The following is a 15,122-nucleotide window of genomic DNA, read 5'->3' as shown; positions in this document are numbered from 1 at the left end:
GTACGCATGGAACGTGAACGACAAGACCTGGTGAAGGTGGCACTCAAAGAGTGCCGCCCTCTCCTCATCGGCGCGCTGGCGCTCAGCCTTGCCATCAATCTTCTAAGTCTGGCGCTGCCGCTCTATTCGATGCAGGTGTTTGACAGGGTTCTGTCCAGCGGTTCGCTGGACACGCTAACGATGCTGACGCTGATCGTCATAGCCTCCGTGCTGTTCTCCAGCCTCCTGACGGTGCTCCGCACCGTAGCGTTCTCCCAAGTATCGAGATGGCTTGACGACAGGATCTCGGGCGCGCTCGTCGAAAAGATGATTGCGCTGTCTCTGCATCGTCCGAACATTGGAACCCAGCCGCTTCGCGACCTCGGGACCGTGCGAAGCTTCATCGCATCCTCGGCGGTGGCGAGCATCCTCGATGCGCCATGGGCCGTTGTCTTCTTCATCGTTCTCTATGTCATCAATACAACGATCGGCATCACCGTCACGATTGCAGCCGCGATCCTGCTCTGCCTCGCAGTTCTCGCGCAGAAGGCGCCCTCAAAACTCCTCGGCTCCGCGAGCGAAGCGCAAGTTCGCTCAGTCCAGTCACTCGACGCCGTCATACGGAATGCCGAGATCGTGCGCGCCATGGGAATGACCGGCTCTGTGACCCGGATTTGGCGGGAGCAGAACGAAAAGTCCCTGGAGGACGGCTACAAAGCAGGAAACCTTGGAACGCTGATTTCCAACTCAACCAGGACATATCGAATGGGGCTGCAAATCCTCATCAGTGGCCTCGGAGCCTGGCTCGTCATAAACGGCAACATGTCGATGGGTGCAATCGTCGCCGTCAATACGCTGACCGGCAAGGCGCTGGCCCCCTTCGATGCCGCGGTTCCGATCTATCAAGGCTGGACGGGCATCAAGAAGGCTCACAAGCGGCTGCTGCCGGTCTTTGAATTCGAAGATAGCGCAGCAAGAAACCTGGAACTGCCGGCGCCGGTCGGAGCCCTCAAACTGTCGAATGTGTCGTTTCAGGAGCCATCATCCAAACGGTGGCTTCTGAAGGCGCTGTCACTGGACTTTCCGGCAGGCAGCGCGATTGGAGTGATCGGGCCGAGCGGTAGTGGGAAAACGACACTGTGTCGCCTCCTGGTTGGCGTCAAATCGCCGACGACAGGCCAGGTGAAGCTCGACGGGGCGTCGCTTGATCAGTGGAAGCCGGAGCAACTGGCCTCGGCGGTCGGCTACCTTCCGCAGGATGTCGAACTCTTCTCCGGTTCAGTTGCCGACAATGTCGCCCGCATGCGAAACAACGCGGAGGATCAGGCGATCGTTCGTGCAGCGCAGCTTGCGGAAGTCCACGAGTTCATTCTCGGCCTGCCGAACGGCTACCAGACCGACATTGGACTGAACGGCGCGTCGCTTTCGGCAGGCCAACGGCAGAGGGTTGCGCTTGCCCGCTGCTTCTTCGGCCATCCCAAATTGCTCGTCCTCGATGAACCCAATTCCAATCTCGATACGGAGGGCGAGCAGGCGCTGGTCCAGGCCATGCTGAACGCAAAACGGGAGGGGATCACCGTGATTGTCGTCGCGCATCGACCCACCCTCCTCCACCACGTCGATCAGATCGTCGTCCTGAAGAGTGGGGAAGTCGCCATGCAGGGACCCGCAAAGGAAGTCATGGAAGCTCTCGCCGGAACAAACAAGTCGGTGCAGCCCCTCAAGATCGACAGGTCGGCATGATGTCCAGCGAAAGCTCTGACGTGTCCGGTGGCGAACGCTGGAGGGTGCTTTCCTACGACAAGAGTAAAGCCGGGCGCGCGCCGATGTTCGTCGGACTGTTCATGCTCGTTCCGATCTTGATCGCGTTCGTCGCATGGGCGGTGCTGGCCCCGCTCAACGCCGCCGCGATAGCCCCCGGCACGATCGTGCTCAGCTCGGAACGGAAAACCGTTCAGCACCTCGAAGGGGGACTGGTTACGGAGATATTCGTGTCCGAAGGAGAGGCGGTCGTTCGCGGTCAGTCGCTGCTGGTCGTTCAGGACCTGGCGGAACGATCGCGCATCGAGGCGCTGACCGTGCAACTGGTGAACACCAATGCCCAGATTGCACGCCTCATTGCCGAGCGCGACGCGGCCAAGGCGCCGGATTTCAGCGAAATTGGCGTCGGAATCTCCGTCTCTCCCGAGATCATCCAGCGGTTTTCCGACACACACCTCGGGGTTTTCCGGAACCTGACCGGCTCGGCTGCTTCGGCCGCAGACCTCGCCGCCTCACAAAAGGTCCAGATACGTCGGGAAATCGAGGGATTGCAGGCGCAACTGGCTGCGAAACAACGTGAAGCCGTCTTGGCAAAGCAGGAACTTGACGGCCAGAGGATTCTCCTGCGGGATGGCTACAGTTCAGAACTCAAAGTGAATACGCTCGCGAGAGCGGAAGCGGTGCTGGACGGGGAAATTGGTTCTCTCATGGCTTCGGTCGCCAAACTCGAGCAATCCGTTCTCGATCAGGATGTCGAGCTTTTGCGCCTGCGGAATGAACGCGCCTCCGCAATGCTCGGCGAGCTGCAGCAGGCGCAGGTCGCGGCCGAAAGCGCCCGACAGGAGCTTCGCACCTTGCGGGATCGGCAGGCCCGGTCGGTCATTCGCGCGCCGGTCGACGGACGTGTCCTCGACATGAAAGTACACACCATCGGGGCTGTCATCACCGGAGGGACGCCCCTCATGGATATCGTCCCGGATCGCGACGACCTCATCATCGAAGCCCGTGTGTCGCCGGCGGATATCGACCTCGTCTCCGCCGGCATGCCGGCCAAGGTTCAGCTTTCCGCGTTCAAAGCGAAGAAGGTCGACAAGATCGATGCCACCGTCGAAACCATATCCGGCGACATTCTGACGGATCAGATGACGGGTGAGCGATACTTCCTTGCGCGCCTGAGAGCCGACGAGACTGCAATCGCGGCATTGCCGGAGGATGTCGCCCTTTCCGCTGGAATGCCGGCAATCGTATTCATGATTGCCGGTGAGCGAACGATGGCGGATTACCTGCTTTCTCCTGTACTCGATGCCGCATATCGATCATTTCGAGAGGACTGAACCCGTAATGCTCAAGACACTTCTCCGTCACGATGGCCTTCTCCGGAAAATGCCCCTGGAAAAGCTCGCCCAGCTCCAGGGTGAGATATTGGGCCTCTACCAGGCCTCCGAAAGGCACCGGAACGCGACGGTGACAGAGTTTGCCTCCATGGTCTTGCCCGCGATCCACTTCAATCAGTTTCGCATTTATCACGATGCCAAAGGGCGAGCCGTCGGGTGGATAAGCTGGGCCTACATGACCGCCGAAGAAGGCCAGGGCTATATGGCCGGAAATTTCGACTTCGGCACCGAAACCTGGATCGGCGGCGAGCATCTGTGGTTCATCGACTTCATAGCGCCTTACGGGCATGCCCTGAAGATCGCGGCCGATCTAAGAACGAACGTGTTCCCCGATCAGATCGGCTTTGCGCCCGATCTCGAAGCTGTGGACGGTTCCCGGAGAGTGAGACGATTCCTCGGCGCCAGCGTCAAAGGCGTCGACACCAAGGAAGCCAATTCTGATTTCCTGAACTCCATCAGCCGGTGAGCCCTGCACGAATAGATTCCTCGTGCTCGCTCCCCTGAAGGAGCAGGGGACCGGTGCGAATGCGCGGACATCAGGCGTCCAAGTAACGAAGGATCCTCTGAATCGATTGGGCACCCTCGAGTGTGTACAGCTCATCCATGATTTCGCAGGCGGTGGTTTCACCGACCACAGTGTTGGCAAGCCGTAGAAACTTGCTTTCGAGAGCAGATCTTCGCATGGGGTTCGCCGCCTCTCCCTCGGCAATGTCGACGTGCTTTTCGAAGCTCCGTCCGTTGCGCAACAGCAGACACGCACCAGCAGCGTGAGTTCCACGAGGGGCGTCATCTTTGGGGTGTGGCCTCAGCTCGATACTGTCCTGAAATCGCCCGACGATCTCGTCGTTGAGCCAACTTTCCGCGAACCAGTCGGGACCGGGTTCAACCCCGAATACGGCCATCGCAACGGCGTACGGTGCGCTGAACTGCGCCGCCCACATGTCTCGCGGACGCGTCTGGCTGAAGGGCGGTTCGCATACGATCGGGGGCGCCGTCACAATCAGCCTCGCATGCCTGCCGTCGGCAGGGTCAATTCCGGACCTCCTGACAACGTCACGACAGGCCTGGACGCTGCTCTGGATGAGCCGGCAGCAACTGAATGGCTTGAAGCCGACCCGGAGGATTTCGTAGGAGACACCCAGACCGTTCGTCAGACTGTCGAAACGGCACTCGTCGACGCCCGCCATCCGCCAGAAGCCTGTCTCTCCCTCGAAGGCGTCCAGGGGACCTTCGTAGCCGGCAGCTGCAAGGCGCGCTGCGTTGACGCCCATCAGCGCGGCCATACCGAAATTATTCTTCGCCATCGACGGCGTGTTTCCGTAGACAGTCTTCATGACGGATGCGACCGGCGCATTCGCGGCGGCAATCGCAATTGCGTGTGCCGCTTGCCTTGCATCGAGCCGCATCAGCTTTGCCGCTGCGGCCACAGCACCGAATATCTGCCAGGTCCCATGGCCGTGAAGCGTCTTTCTGGGCTGCGTGTGAATGAGCGAGATGCCGGTGCGGCAACTGACCTCGTACCCGGTGACCACCGCTTCAAGGAACTCCGCGCCTGTGCCCCCTGTGTATTCCGCCGTCGCCAGGGCAGCCGCGATAACGGTCGCTCCAGGGTGGCCCTTTTCGTAGATATCGTCGAAGTCGAGCGCATTGATCAAGGTTGCCCTGATAAAGGCGGCAGTGGCCGGATCGGCGCAACCGCTGACAGGTCTTCTGGATGAGGCTTCCTCCGGGTTGCTCGTTCGCAGCGCCTCCAGGGTGCCGGCAAGAGGCAATTGACGCGCGCCGAACAGGCAGCCGAGCGAGTCGAGGATGCAAAGTTTGGCCTTGCCGACGACATCGCCGGGAATGCGAGCAAGCGCTTCTCCGGCGATGTAGCTGCCGAGCGTTTCGGTTATGAACGGGCTTGCTTCCGGCATCCGCTTTCCGTCGACGAGGAAAGACCGGTCCATCTTCAAGGCTCTCCAGCCGTGTTTCCACTAGAAGAATTTCGTGCTCCGACAAGCTGTTCGTGTGACCCGCAAGAGGAACAATTGCAGCACTCGCCGGAACCGCAGTTGCGAGGCGCACGCACTGGCTCCGTGAACGAAACCTTGTGCGACGCGGCGGGAATAAGCTCGCGAACGGCCCTAACACGGGCGTGATCGAGGTGTGTGGAAACAATGCCGACCTGGTCGACGGCGCGGGCGATGATCTGCCCCCACGGATCGCAGACAAGAGAATTGCCATAAGTAAAGCGGCGATCACCGTCCGCTGCCGTGTAGCCTCCCCACTGTCCGCAGGCGACGAAATAGACCTGGTGCTCGATTGCGCGCGCACGGCAGAGCACGTCCCAATGGTCTTTGCCGGTCTGCATCGTAAAGGCCGCGGGCAAAATAACGATGTCGACACCTGCATCCGCGAGCGCGTCAAAGAGCCGGGGGAAGCGAAGGTCATAGCAGATGGCGCAACCGATCCTGAAGCCATGAGCCTCGTAGATGAAAAGTCCGTCTCCGGGCGCCACCGTTTCTGACTCCCTGTAGACCTTACCGTCCGGCGCCTCGATATCGAACAGATGAACCTTACGATAACGACCGACTTCGTTGCCCTGCGGGTCGAAGACGACTGTCGTATTATAGGTCTTCGATCCCTCGGTCCTTTCGAGGAGACTGCCGCCGTGGACCCAGACCTTCTGTCTCGCCGCGAATGCCTGCAGCATGCGATAGGCCTCGCCGCCCGGCGCATGATCGGCGGCTGCAAGTTTCGCCGCAGTGGTACCCCCGGACCAGTCAAAATGTTCCGGAAGCACGATGAGATGCGGTGTGTCGCGTTCGACCGCTTGACGCATCAGGTCCTCGGCCGAGCGCAAATTGAGATCGCGATCAGGCTGGGAGTTCATCTGGATGAGCGAAATTTTCATGGGACGATCCGATCCAGCTCGAAGATGGAGTGGCCGGCCTCGAGGTACGGCCGGAGTTCAAGGGAACGCCGTTGGCGCTCAAGGGCAATTTCGGCGATGCGGTGCATGTCGGAGGGCTCGGAAACGAAGACGCCTTCCGTGTCCGCCAGGACAGCATAACCGGGCAGGACAGCCGCACCGCCGCAGGCGACCGGCACGTTGATGGCACCGCCGATCCGGTGTCGGCGGCTGGTCGTCTTGGACGAGACACCGCGGCACCAGACCGGAAACCGGCTGCCGCGGACTTCTTCAATGTCGGTGCAAGGACCGTCGACGACGATGGCCACCGCGCCACGTGCTCGCGCGGCGACAATGACGCCGCCGCCGACACAGGCGATGTCGTCCCGGTCGACCCGGGAAATGACGAGAATATCTCCCGGGCGAAGCAGATCGATTGCCGTGTAGATGATGGCGCCGTCACGGCCGGGGGCTGCAACCGTCACCGCCGTTCCGATTGCTCTGGCCGGGAAGATCGGAGTGATGCCTTCTCCAGCAAATCCAGCATATTCAAAGTGGCCGATGGTTGCCGTTTCGACTCCCTTCAATAGCCCTCGCAGCGTTTCCGGGATTGCGTCAGGCTGCCGTTCAATTCTATACGGTTCGATCATTTGACGAGACTCCGATCTGCTCTGTTGCTCTGGAATCAGACCGGGCGCTCGCCGGATGTCGTCGTCCTATGCATGATGCGGATCGTCTTCGGGTCGAAGGAGTCGCGCCGATGCATCGTGCAGCGATTGTCCCACATCATGATGTCGCCGGCGTTCCATTTCTGAACGAAGACTTCCTCCGTGCCGACGGTGTGTTCCCACAGCTTTGCGATCAGGTCGTTGCTTTCGTCGAGGGGCATGCCGACGATCCATGACCCTTCCGGAGTTCCACCGAGATAGAGTGCCTTGCGGCCCGTTTCTCCATGGGTTCTGACCAGCGGGTGGACGATGCCGGCCCATTCGCGGAAATCCGCGCTTACCGGCTCGGATTTCCCGAGGCGCAGCTTGCCCGTTTTGTCGTAGAGGTTCTGAAAGAAGATCTGCCGCCCCTCGACGGCCTTGCGCAGTTCCTCGGGGAGTGTTTCATAGGCCCGGTAGGTCGACAGAAAATAGGTGTCGCCGCCGGAAGGGGGAACCTCGATCGCCCTGAGGATAGCACCTGCCGGCGGACGTTCATAGAACCAGGTGTCCGTGTGCCACGTCGCTTCGCTGTTGCCGAGCGCGCCGCTCGGCTTTCCATCCGTCATGACGTTGCTGATCACCAGGATTTCGCGATGGACGGGATGTCCTCCTTCCTGCAACTGCTTCGGATGGATGACGAAATCGCCGAAGTGGCGTGAGAAGTCGATCTGCTGCTGATCCGTGATATGGGTCGCCCGGAATCGGATGACGCCATATTGAAGCCAGTAGGACCGCAGAGCAGCAATGTCCGCTTCGTCGTAGTCGGAAAAATCGAAGCCGACGATGTCGGCGCAGACATTGCTGTCGTTCTGGACAGCCGAAACTTGAGTATTCATGTGTATCGTTCGCCTCCTTGTGGGAAGATCCCGGCTTGGGATCGCTGTGAGCTTAGCCGGGGATCACACGATGGTTCCAATATCAATTAAAACTCATTGATAATGAAATCATATTAATACGAGTTACTCTCCCAGGAGTAGAACCGCGGAATGGGCGATCGCGAGCTCGACGCAGCCGCCCACGGGAACCTTGTCGAGACGAGTCGAGCGGATCATCGACTTCAAAATGATCCCGCCATCCACGAGTATCCAAGCCTCGACATAAGCGCCGAGATTGACGACTTTCTGGACAGTGCCCGCCAGGAGGTTTGCCGGCTCGTCGAGTGCCCCTGCCGCATCGGCGAGCCTGACGCCCTCCGGTCTGATGCAGCAAAAGCGGACATCTTCAGGATCGATACCCTGTATCCGGGCGGCCGTTATCGCCACTCCTTCCGCCCCCTCTGCAGCCTTAAGAAGCAATCTCGGTCTCTGGTCGGCTTCGAGCACAGCGGACACCGGAAGAATATTGGACTTGCCGATGAAATCGGCCACGAAAGATGTCCTGGGCCGGTCGTAGATCTCCGTCGGCGCCCCCTCCTGCGCCACCGCGCCGCTCTGCATGACGATGATCCGATCGGACATGGCCATCGCCTCTTCCTGATCGTGCGTGACATAGATGAATGTCATGCCGAGATCCTGCTGGATCTCCTTCAGTTCGATCCGCATGGCCTCCCGAAGCTTGAGGTCGAGATTGGAGAGCGGTTCATCGAGGAGCAGCACGGACGGGGACGGCGCAATGGCGCGGGCGACGGCCACCCGCTGCTGCTGACCTCCAGACAGCTCCTTCGGATAACGGCTCTCGAAATCCTCAAGATGGACGCTTTTCAAGGCGCGTGACACGCCATATGCGATCTCCTCTCGCGGTCGCCCCTGCATCTTGAGGCCAAAGCCGACATTTTGGGCGACGGTCATGTGCGGAAAGAGTGCGTAATTCTGAAAGACCAACCCGATTTTCCGCGCCTCCGGCGGGACCCCCGCCTGATCGCGCCCCCGAATTCTGATCTGCCCGCTCGAGGGATGCTCGAAGCCAGCAATCATGTTCAGGGTCGTTGTCTTGCCGCATCCGGAAGGGCCGAGAATGCTGACGAACTTTCCCTTCGGGATAGCGAGGTTGACATTGTCGACAATTCGGTTCGCGCCGAACCGTTTGCTGACCGAAAGAAGCTCGATATCGATGGTTGTCATTTGCTACCCCCGTGGAAGTGGGCGGAGAAGCCGCCGATTTTTTCGAAAAGGATGATCGTGCCGAGAATGAAGAGCAGCGACGCGACGTTCACGGCCGCGAGCACGGGATCCAGGCTGTACTCGAGATGGTTGATGACGGTGATTGGAAGCGTCGTCTGGCCAGGCCTGACCAGGAAGACGGAAAGCGGGATGTTGTTGAAGGAAATGATGAAGGCGAACGTCATTCCGGAAAAGATGCCGGAGCGGATCAGTGGCAGGAGCACATACCTGATCCGGTGCACCGCACCTGCGCCGAGAACCCGCGCCGCCCTGTCGAGCCGCTTGTCGAAATTGAACAGTGCCGTCGCCGCCATTCGCACGACATATGGTAGCGTCAGGACAGTGTGGGCCATGATGAGGCCAGGCGTTCCGAGCAGTCCGTAAAGACCGGTTGAGGCAAGGAGAAGGACGATCGCCACGCCCTTGACGATTTGCGGGACCGACATGGGTGACAGGAGGAACGACATCACGGCGGTGTGGCCCGGACATTTCACATAGGCGACGCTGTAGGCTCCGAGCAGGCCAAGCAATCCGCTTGCGAGCGAGACGATGGCGGCCAGTTCGACGCTTAGCAGGAACGGGTCGAGCCATCGGCTGTCCGCGAGCGCCGCATACCACTTCAGGGTCCACTCGTCCGGTCGGAAGGTGACGGCCGAGGTGGGGCTGAAAGAGGCTGCAACAACGACCACGAGCGGTAACGTAATGAACGCGAGAATGCCGGCGAGCGAGATTCTGAACAGTGAGGTGAGCAGTCGGTTCATCGATGCCTCCCGAGATCAAAGGTGAAGTTTCTGGTGGAGGCGCGACTCGAGTCTGGACCCCACGAAGCCGGCAGCCAACATCATGACGAGGAGAACGTTCGCCATCACTGCCGCGAAGGGCCAATCGAGATAGAAGAGCACTTGCTCGTAGACCATCGTGGCCATGACTTTGAAGCCGGCACCGCCAAGCAGGGCCGGAGTGGCATAAGCGCTCGCCGCCATAGTGAAGCCAATCAGGAGCGAACTTACGATTCCGGGCACGGAAAGCGGTACGACGACGTGCCGGATGACGGCGAACCGTGACGCTCCGAGGATCTGTGCCGATTTCTCCAGGTTGGGATTGATGCCCTGCAGACTCGTCAGCAGCGACAGGACACCAAAAGGCAGGATGACGTGGGTCAGGCCGACCACCACACCGAACAGGTTCTTCGACAGAGGCAGGGGCTGCGAGATCAATCCAGACCACATCAAGGTTGAATTGATGAAGCCATGATCTTCGAGAATGATGAGCCAGCCATAGGTCCGGAGTACGACGCCCGCAAGTTCAGGCGCGATGGCGAGCGCGAAGATGACGGTCCGCCAGCGTGATGTCGTGCGCGCGAGATAGTAGGCGAGGGGATAGGCCAGGACGGTGACGGAGATCGCAACCACGCCCGACATCACGATCGTGCGGGCAAGACCGGCAAGAGCCAGATCGCTGCTGAAGAAGCGATCATAGCTCGCAAGCGTCGGGCCGCCCGCTGCCTGACTTTGAAAGCTGATCCCGATCATCATGCCCATCGGGAGGGCGAAGAAGAGCATCAGCACGATCGAGGGGGCGATCAGCGGCAGAAATCCCTTGACGGGGACAACGGGACGCACCGGCCCTTGCGGGGTGGATAACGCGATGAAGGCCATAATCCACCTCATTCGGCTGCCGTGACGACATCGCGTTGCCACCGCTCGCCCCAGGCGGAGAGCCGTGAGGCCACCACGGCGAGGTCGGGCAACAGGAGATCGTTCAGGTCCTCTTCAGTGGTGATCTGTCTGGCACGAATATCGGCCGGCACCTCGATGTCGAGCCGCGCACTGCCGACCTTGTAGCCGGTGACCCATGCCTCCTGGCTGGCTTTGTCGAGGAAAAAGTTGACGAACTTGAGCGCCGCGTCGCGGTTCGCGGCATGTTTCGGCACGTTCAGGGTTGCGATCAGTGGAATTGATCCTTCCTTCGGGAGCACATAGTCCACAGGCAGACCGCTGTCGACGAGCAACTGCGCGCGACCGTTCCAGAAGGGCATGGCCCAGACCTTGCCGTCCTTGACGTATGTCTCCATGACGGAGGAGGACTGTTCGAAGCCGATCGACTGTCGAGCCAGTTCGCTCATGGCGACAAACCCGGGGCTGACGTTGTCGAGCAGGTCGCCGCCGCGCGCGACCGAGAAGATCTCCAAAAGGTAAGCGGCCATGATGTTCTGAAAGGTAGGCAGGATGATCCTGCCTTTGAGGTGATCGCCAAGAAGCTCCTCCCAGGAGGTCGGCGGCCCCGGCAGCTTGTCCTTGCGATAGAGAAGCGAGAGATATTGCACCTCGTGGACGGCTCCGCAGGGACCGGCGACTGCGGCGATTGCAGGCGAAAGCTGCGCGAGGTTCGGGACAGACTCGGGGGAGAGCTCTTCAAGCAGGCCCCCCTTGCATCCCTCGAGCGACTGCGAGGCGGTCATGACGACGACATCGAAGCCGGGCCGTCCGTCGGTCGCCTTGATCTTGGCATAATCCTGGGAGGCCGAACCGACGGCGTCATAGATGACGTCGATCCCGAACTTGGCCTCGAAAGGCTCGATGATCCGCTCGCGGATGATGGTTTCGTACGGCCCGCCATAGCTGTTGATGATGAGCGTTTCGGCATGGCCGTTCGCAACCAAGACCAATGATGCGAGCGCAGACGCGCTCAGCGCGATGTACCTCATGGTGATCCCCTTGTCGGTGTTGTCGGTTCGGCGACACTGCACCAGCCGGAATCGCGATTTCCAATATTGATTTCCTCATATTGATGCGAAATCGATATTAATCGCTTTGCAATCGGACAGCCGGCGGGCGACCTGTGTCGGATTTCGTTTCGAGCGGCGCGTTCTGCGCCCGTCCGCGCGGCTGGCCGGCACGCGCGACCGGCGGTGGCCGCTGCGTCACCCTGGGCGGCAGATTTCGTCGATCAGATCCGGATTGGATTTCAGGGATTTGAAGATGTTCAGCCAGAACCGGTAATGGCTTTCGCGATCGAGGTCTCGGGACTCGGCAGCTCGCTTTGCCGCTGCCGTTACAGCGTCGCAGCCGTAAAACTCCATTGCGAGTTCCACGGCCGCCGCCACGGCGACGTCATGCTGTGCACCCGCCTCGTCTGACGGTTTCGGGACATTCTTCAATTGCATCGACATGATGACTCTCCGTTCGAGAGTCCGGCGCGAGGAATGTGGCCGGACGGTTTCGCAGCGAAGATCGCGTCGTCCGGAAGCACATCTGCAACCAATGTCGAATAGGTTGAATCCTAATCGACTTCCCGCTTAAGGTGAAGCCAATAATTTCGCGTGGATGCAATTGCCCGCTCTTCCGAGAGCCGCCCGGCTGATACGGTATGGCTGGAAACAGTGCGCGAGCGCCTCTTCTGCATATCAGGGAGCGAAGAGAAAAGTGCAGGATCGTTCCTGACAGAGAATTCGGCGAACATCTTCATCTTCCGTGTCTGAATGCGAGTGCGAGAGTCGAAGGGGAAGCTCGACAGGCTGACCGGCCTGGTTCGCGATAAAGCCAGTTTCGTCGCCGGCCGGCCGGTGCGTTCCGATCCTGTGTCGGTGCTTGTTGGTCGTCCTGGAACGAACGGTTGTCGGTGCCTGGCCGCAGCTCAGTGGGTGGTCCGCGGCGCACTGTCCGGAATGCGCCGCCCGCCGGGCCTGAATTCCGGGATGGCCATATCGATCAGGTATGCCAGGAAACTCTGTCCGGTTGACAGAGCAAGGCTCTTCGCCTGCTGCAGATGCAGTTCAATGACTTCGGTCGTTATGGCCCGCCTCCGCAATGTTCGGAAACACTAGCCGGAAATCGGAAGGTTGGGGATTGCAGATTTGCAGGCCTAAATTTCTGAGTAAATACACGAAGATGGTGTTCAGCCGTCGTGGCGCCCCCCAGAAAAATATGGACGGGGATAGTGATGGTTCGGCCTCCCCGCTTCGGCCGGGACGACGATCACGCCGACAGGCAATGGACGAAGCTGCGGTCCAACCTGCCTGTCGTCGCTGACGCTGTCTTGCTCGCAGACTTGGGACGCCTAAACCCAGGGTCGGAAGCGCCGAGGCGACAGGAGCACGGTGGCCCTCGCCTTACTTTCCCGCAGCGTGCCCACGATCGGTAGTCGGTGTACCAGGTTACAGTTCTGCGCGAACAAAGCGAGTTCTCGACGGTGGCACAGACACCGTTCCGGTATGCACGTCCAGAGTTTCTGTGAGGCGACGGGATTGGGTGCGCTCGTCACCCACTATCGCATCCATGGATGATGGATTATCAAAAGACAAGCGATTGATCTGTATAGACGGATCAATAAAAGATATCCGTGCGAGGAGCGTCTTGCGACATGGAGGACATAGGATAATGGAACTGCGGCAGATCAGATGCTTTGCAATCCTGGCCGAGGAGCTTCATTTCGGCCGCGCCGCGGCCGCACTGTCCATGGCTCAACCCGCCCTCAGCGTGCAAATCCAGGCACTCGAAAAGGAACTCGGTGTTCAGCTGCTCATCCGCTCTACGCGCCGCGTGCAACTGACCAAGGCCGGTGAGGTCTTCCATGACCGGTGTGTTCGTATTCTCAAGGAGCTCGAAAACAGCGCTGCCGTTGCTCAGGCGATTGCCGGAAAAGACTTGAACCGCATCACCATCGGAACCATCTACCCCGCGACCTTTGGGGTCCTGCCACTCTTTCTCAACAAGCTCGGCAAGCGATTTCCGGACATCCAGATTCACATCAGCAGCGGATCTACCGATGCGATCATCCGTGAACTCGAAAAGGGGCGCATCAATCTCGGTTTCATCCGCCCGGTCGACAACATCGGGTCGCTCCGGTGGCAGAGCATTGCCAACGAGCGTTACCTCCTGGCGGTTCCGCTTGACAGCCCGCTGGCGTCCGAAGAGACAATCACCATGACCGATCTGAGGCGGGAACGGATCATCTCCTTTTCCCGCTCGAATCTGTCTTACACGGAAAAGTATTTTTTCGAGCAGTTCAGAAAACACGACCTTCTCGATCACGTCGCCTGCAGCTGCGACGACACGCTCTCGATGGTCTCGCTTGTTTCGGCCGGGGTGGGAGTGGGTTTCGTCCCCGAATGGACGCGGGATCTGCCCAACCGATCGTTCCACCTCCGGGAGGTCGCGGGCATGGATTTCAAAGTCGGTCTGGGACTTGCCTGGAACAAGGAAGATCCCGCCGCAAATCGCGACGAGATCGTGGAGATTGCCCGATCGCTCGCATCGGTGCCGCGACCGCACAGGCTGGCCGGTGCGCCTGGCGAAAAAAGTGACAAGAAAGCTCGTGCCTCAACGTCCCGCGAGTAGTCGACCGGAGCGGAGATATCGATCTCTCAGTCCTTTTGGTCGTCGGGAGGTGGCACATGGCGGTTCCTCGTCGCGGGACAATGCCGCCGCACAGGTGAGCTGATGTTGCTTGGCATAAGCATTGCTTCGAGAAAGGCAATCTTCCAAGGAAAGAGGTTCAAGAATTGAAGATTTGGTTTCAAAAGGTAACTGACATCTCGGCCGTCGCACGCACCCGGGAGATGTTCGATGAAGCGCTTACTGATCTCGCCCGGGAACTCGGCTTCGAGTATTACGCCTATCTCAATGTTTAGCCAGTCGGGGCATTCGCTGTCTCGAACTATCCTTCCGAGTGGCAGGATCGGTATTTTTCCAAGGGCTTCAACGAGATCGATCCGATCGTCAGGACCGCCAAATCCACGATGAAGAGCTTTATCTGGTCTACTTGCGAAAACTCGACCAAGGTGAGGTCGAGACGCGTCCGGCAGTTCTATCTGGATGCCGCCGAGTTCGGCATCCGGTCGGGCATTACCATTCCTGTCGCGACTGCTTTTGGGCGCATGTCGATGCTGACGATCGCCTCACCCAAGGCTTACCTGTCGCTGGACAGGGAGATCGATCCGGTGGCGGCGTCGACTGCGGTTGCTCAGCTTCACGTAAGGATCGAACAAACGGAAATAGAGCCGACGGCAAGACCGAGCATCAACATGACCGCGAGGCAGGCCCTGATGCTGAAGTGGTCCTCCGAGGGCAAGTCGATGAGGGCGATTGCTACCATCGAGGACATGACCTACGCGAATGTAAATTTCCACATGAACAATGCTCGCAAGGCACTCAATGCCGGCACGCTGGCGCAGGCGACGGCACTGGCGACAAAACTCAAGCTGATTTGATTGCCGTCGTGCAGAAGACGAGCCTTTCGACGCGGCGCGGTTCTTCCCCGGAAGAATTGTCTGACGAGGAGTGGA

At 59.6% G+C, this 15,122-nt stretch carries 15 protein-coding genes and 1 pseudogene; 7 read left to right on the top strand and 9 right to left on the bottom strand.

Annotation, left to right across the window (positions count from 1 at the left end):
• Nucleotides 1-6 precede the first annotated feature (6 nt).
• From NHF53_RS23390 to NHF53_RS23380, 3 genes are all read left to right on the top strand, one after another.
• Complete coding sequence (locus NHF53_RS23390; RefSeq protein WP_252836344.1) at nucleotides 7-1,722, top strand: type I secretion system permease/ATPase; 1,716 nt, start codon at nucleotides 7-9, stop codon at nucleotides 1,720-1,722.
• The gene (locus NHF53_RS23385) at nucleotides 1,722-3,074 is read left to right on the top strand and encodes an HlyD family type I secretion periplasmic adaptor subunit (protein WP_252836343.1); all 1,353 of its coding nucleotides are present in this window, start codon (nucleotides 1,722-1,724) and stop codon (nucleotides 3,072-3,074) included. Before NHF53_RS23390 ends, NHF53_RS23385 begins: the two co-directional genes overlap by 1 nt.
• 88 nt (nucleotides 3,075-3,162) lie before the next feature.
• Nucleotides 3,163-3,600 (top strand): toxin-activating lysine-acyltransferase, encoded by a 438-nt coding sequence (locus NHF53_RS23380; protein WP_252836342.1) that lies wholly within the window; start codon nucleotides 3,163-3,165, stop codon nucleotides 3,598-3,600.
• Between the two features lie 70 nt (nucleotides 3,601-3,670).
• Here NHF53_RS23380 and NHF53_RS23375 read toward each other — a convergent pair whose 3' ends face one another.
• The 9 genes from NHF53_RS23375 to NHF53_RS23335 all read right to left on the bottom strand — a co-directional run bounded on the left by NHF53_RS23375 (nucleotide 3,671) and on the right by NHF53_RS23335 (nucleotide 12,008).
• Complete coding sequence (locus NHF53_RS23375) at nucleotides 3,671-5,050, bottom strand: MmgE/PrpD family protein (RefSeq protein ID WP_252836341.1); 1,380 nt, start codon at nucleotides 5,048-5,050, stop codon at nucleotides 3,671-3,673.
• Between the two features lie 35 nt (nucleotides 5,051-5,085).
• Entirely contained in the window at nucleotides 5,086-6,030 is a 945-nt protein-coding gene (locus tag NHF53_RS23370; RefSeq protein WP_252836340.1) for a carbon-nitrogen hydrolase family protein, read from the bottom strand.
• Complete coding sequence (locus NHF53_RS23365) at nucleotides 6,027-6,677, bottom strand: RraA family protein (RefSeq protein ID WP_252836339.1); 651 nt, start codon at nucleotides 6,675-6,677, stop codon at nucleotides 6,027-6,029. The genes NHF53_RS23370 and NHF53_RS23365 overlap by 4 nt, the downstream gene beginning before the upstream one ends.
• Nucleotides 6,678-6,712: 35 nt before the next feature.
• The gene (locus NHF53_RS23360; RefSeq protein ID WP_252836338.1) at nucleotides 6,713-7,573 is read right to left on the bottom strand and encodes a TauD/TfdA family dioxygenase; all 861 of its coding nucleotides are present in this window, start codon (nucleotides 7,571-7,573) and stop codon (nucleotides 6,713-6,715) included.
• Between the two features lie 123 nt (nucleotides 7,574-7,696).
• The gene (locus tag NHF53_RS23355; RefSeq protein WP_252836337.1) at nucleotides 7,697-8,797 is read right to left on the bottom strand and encodes an ABC transporter ATP-binding protein; all 1,101 of its coding nucleotides are present in this window, start codon (nucleotides 8,795-8,797) and stop codon (nucleotides 7,697-7,699) included.
• Nucleotides 8,794-9,597, bottom strand: a complete 804-nt coding sequence (locus tag NHF53_RS23350) for an ABC transporter permease (RefSeq protein ID WP_252836336.1) — start codon at nucleotides 9,595-9,597, stop codon at nucleotides 8,794-8,796. The genes NHF53_RS23355 and NHF53_RS23350 overlap by 4 nt, the downstream gene beginning before the upstream one ends.
• A 15-nt stretch (nucleotides 9,598-9,612) precedes the next feature.
• On the bottom strand, nucleotides 9,613-10,398 hold the full coding sequence (locus NHF53_RS23345; RefSeq protein ID WP_252836369.1) for an ABC transporter permease: 786 nt from the start codon (nucleotides 10,396-10,398) through the stop codon (nucleotides 9,613-9,615).
• 104 nt (nucleotides 10,399-10,502) lie between these two features.
• Nucleotides 10,503-11,543, bottom strand: a complete 1,041-nt coding sequence (locus NHF53_RS23340; RefSeq protein WP_252836335.1) for an ABC transporter substrate-binding protein — start codon at nucleotides 11,541-11,543, stop codon at nucleotides 10,503-10,505.
• A gap of 216 nt (nucleotides 11,544-11,759) precedes the next feature.
• On the bottom strand, nucleotides 11,760-12,008 hold the full coding sequence (locus NHF53_RS23335; protein ID WP_252836334.1) for a hypothetical protein: 249 nt from the start codon (nucleotides 12,006-12,008) through the stop codon (nucleotides 11,760-11,762).
• 1,207 nt (nucleotides 12,009-13,215) lie between these two features.
• Here NHF53_RS23335 and NHF53_RS23330 point away from each other — a divergent pair.
• From NHF53_RS23330 to NHF53_RS24035, 4 genes and pseudogenes are all read left to right on the top strand, one after another.
• The gene (locus tag NHF53_RS23330; protein WP_252836368.1) at nucleotides 13,216-14,175 is read left to right on the top strand and encodes a LysR family transcriptional regulator; all 960 of its coding nucleotides are present in this window, start codon (nucleotides 13,216-13,218) and stop codon (nucleotides 14,173-14,175) included.
• A gap of 164 nt (nucleotides 14,176-14,339) precedes the next feature.
• Nucleotides 14,340-14,468: a hypothetical protein gene (locus NHF53_RS24125; protein WP_256481304.1), complete on the top strand. Its 129-nt coding sequence runs from the start codon at nucleotides 14,340-14,342 to the stop codon at nucleotides 14,466-14,468.
• A gap of 24 nt (nucleotides 14,469-14,492) precedes the next feature.
• Nucleotides 14,493-14,759: pseudogene (locus NHF53_RS24120) on the top strand (autoinducer binding domain-containing protein); the annotation flags it as partial.
• Nucleotides 14,760-14,861: 102 nt separating this feature from the next.
• On the top strand, nucleotides 14,862-15,047 hold the full coding sequence (locus tag NHF53_RS24035) for a LuxR C-terminal-related transcriptional regulator (protein WP_256481306.1): 186 nt from the start codon (nucleotides 14,862-14,864) through the stop codon (nucleotides 15,045-15,047).
• Nucleotides 15,048-15,122: the final 75 nt, after the last annotated feature.

Origin of the sequence: Ciceribacter sp. RN22, assembly GCF_024054295.1 — a bacterium.
Taxonomy (GTDB): domain Bacteria; phylum Pseudomonadota; class Alphaproteobacteria; order Rhizobiales; family Rhizobiaceae; genus Allorhizobium; species Allorhizobium lividum.
The sequence above is the reverse complement of the archived record's forward strand: the minus strand, read 5'-3'. Positions and strand labels throughout refer to the sequence as shown.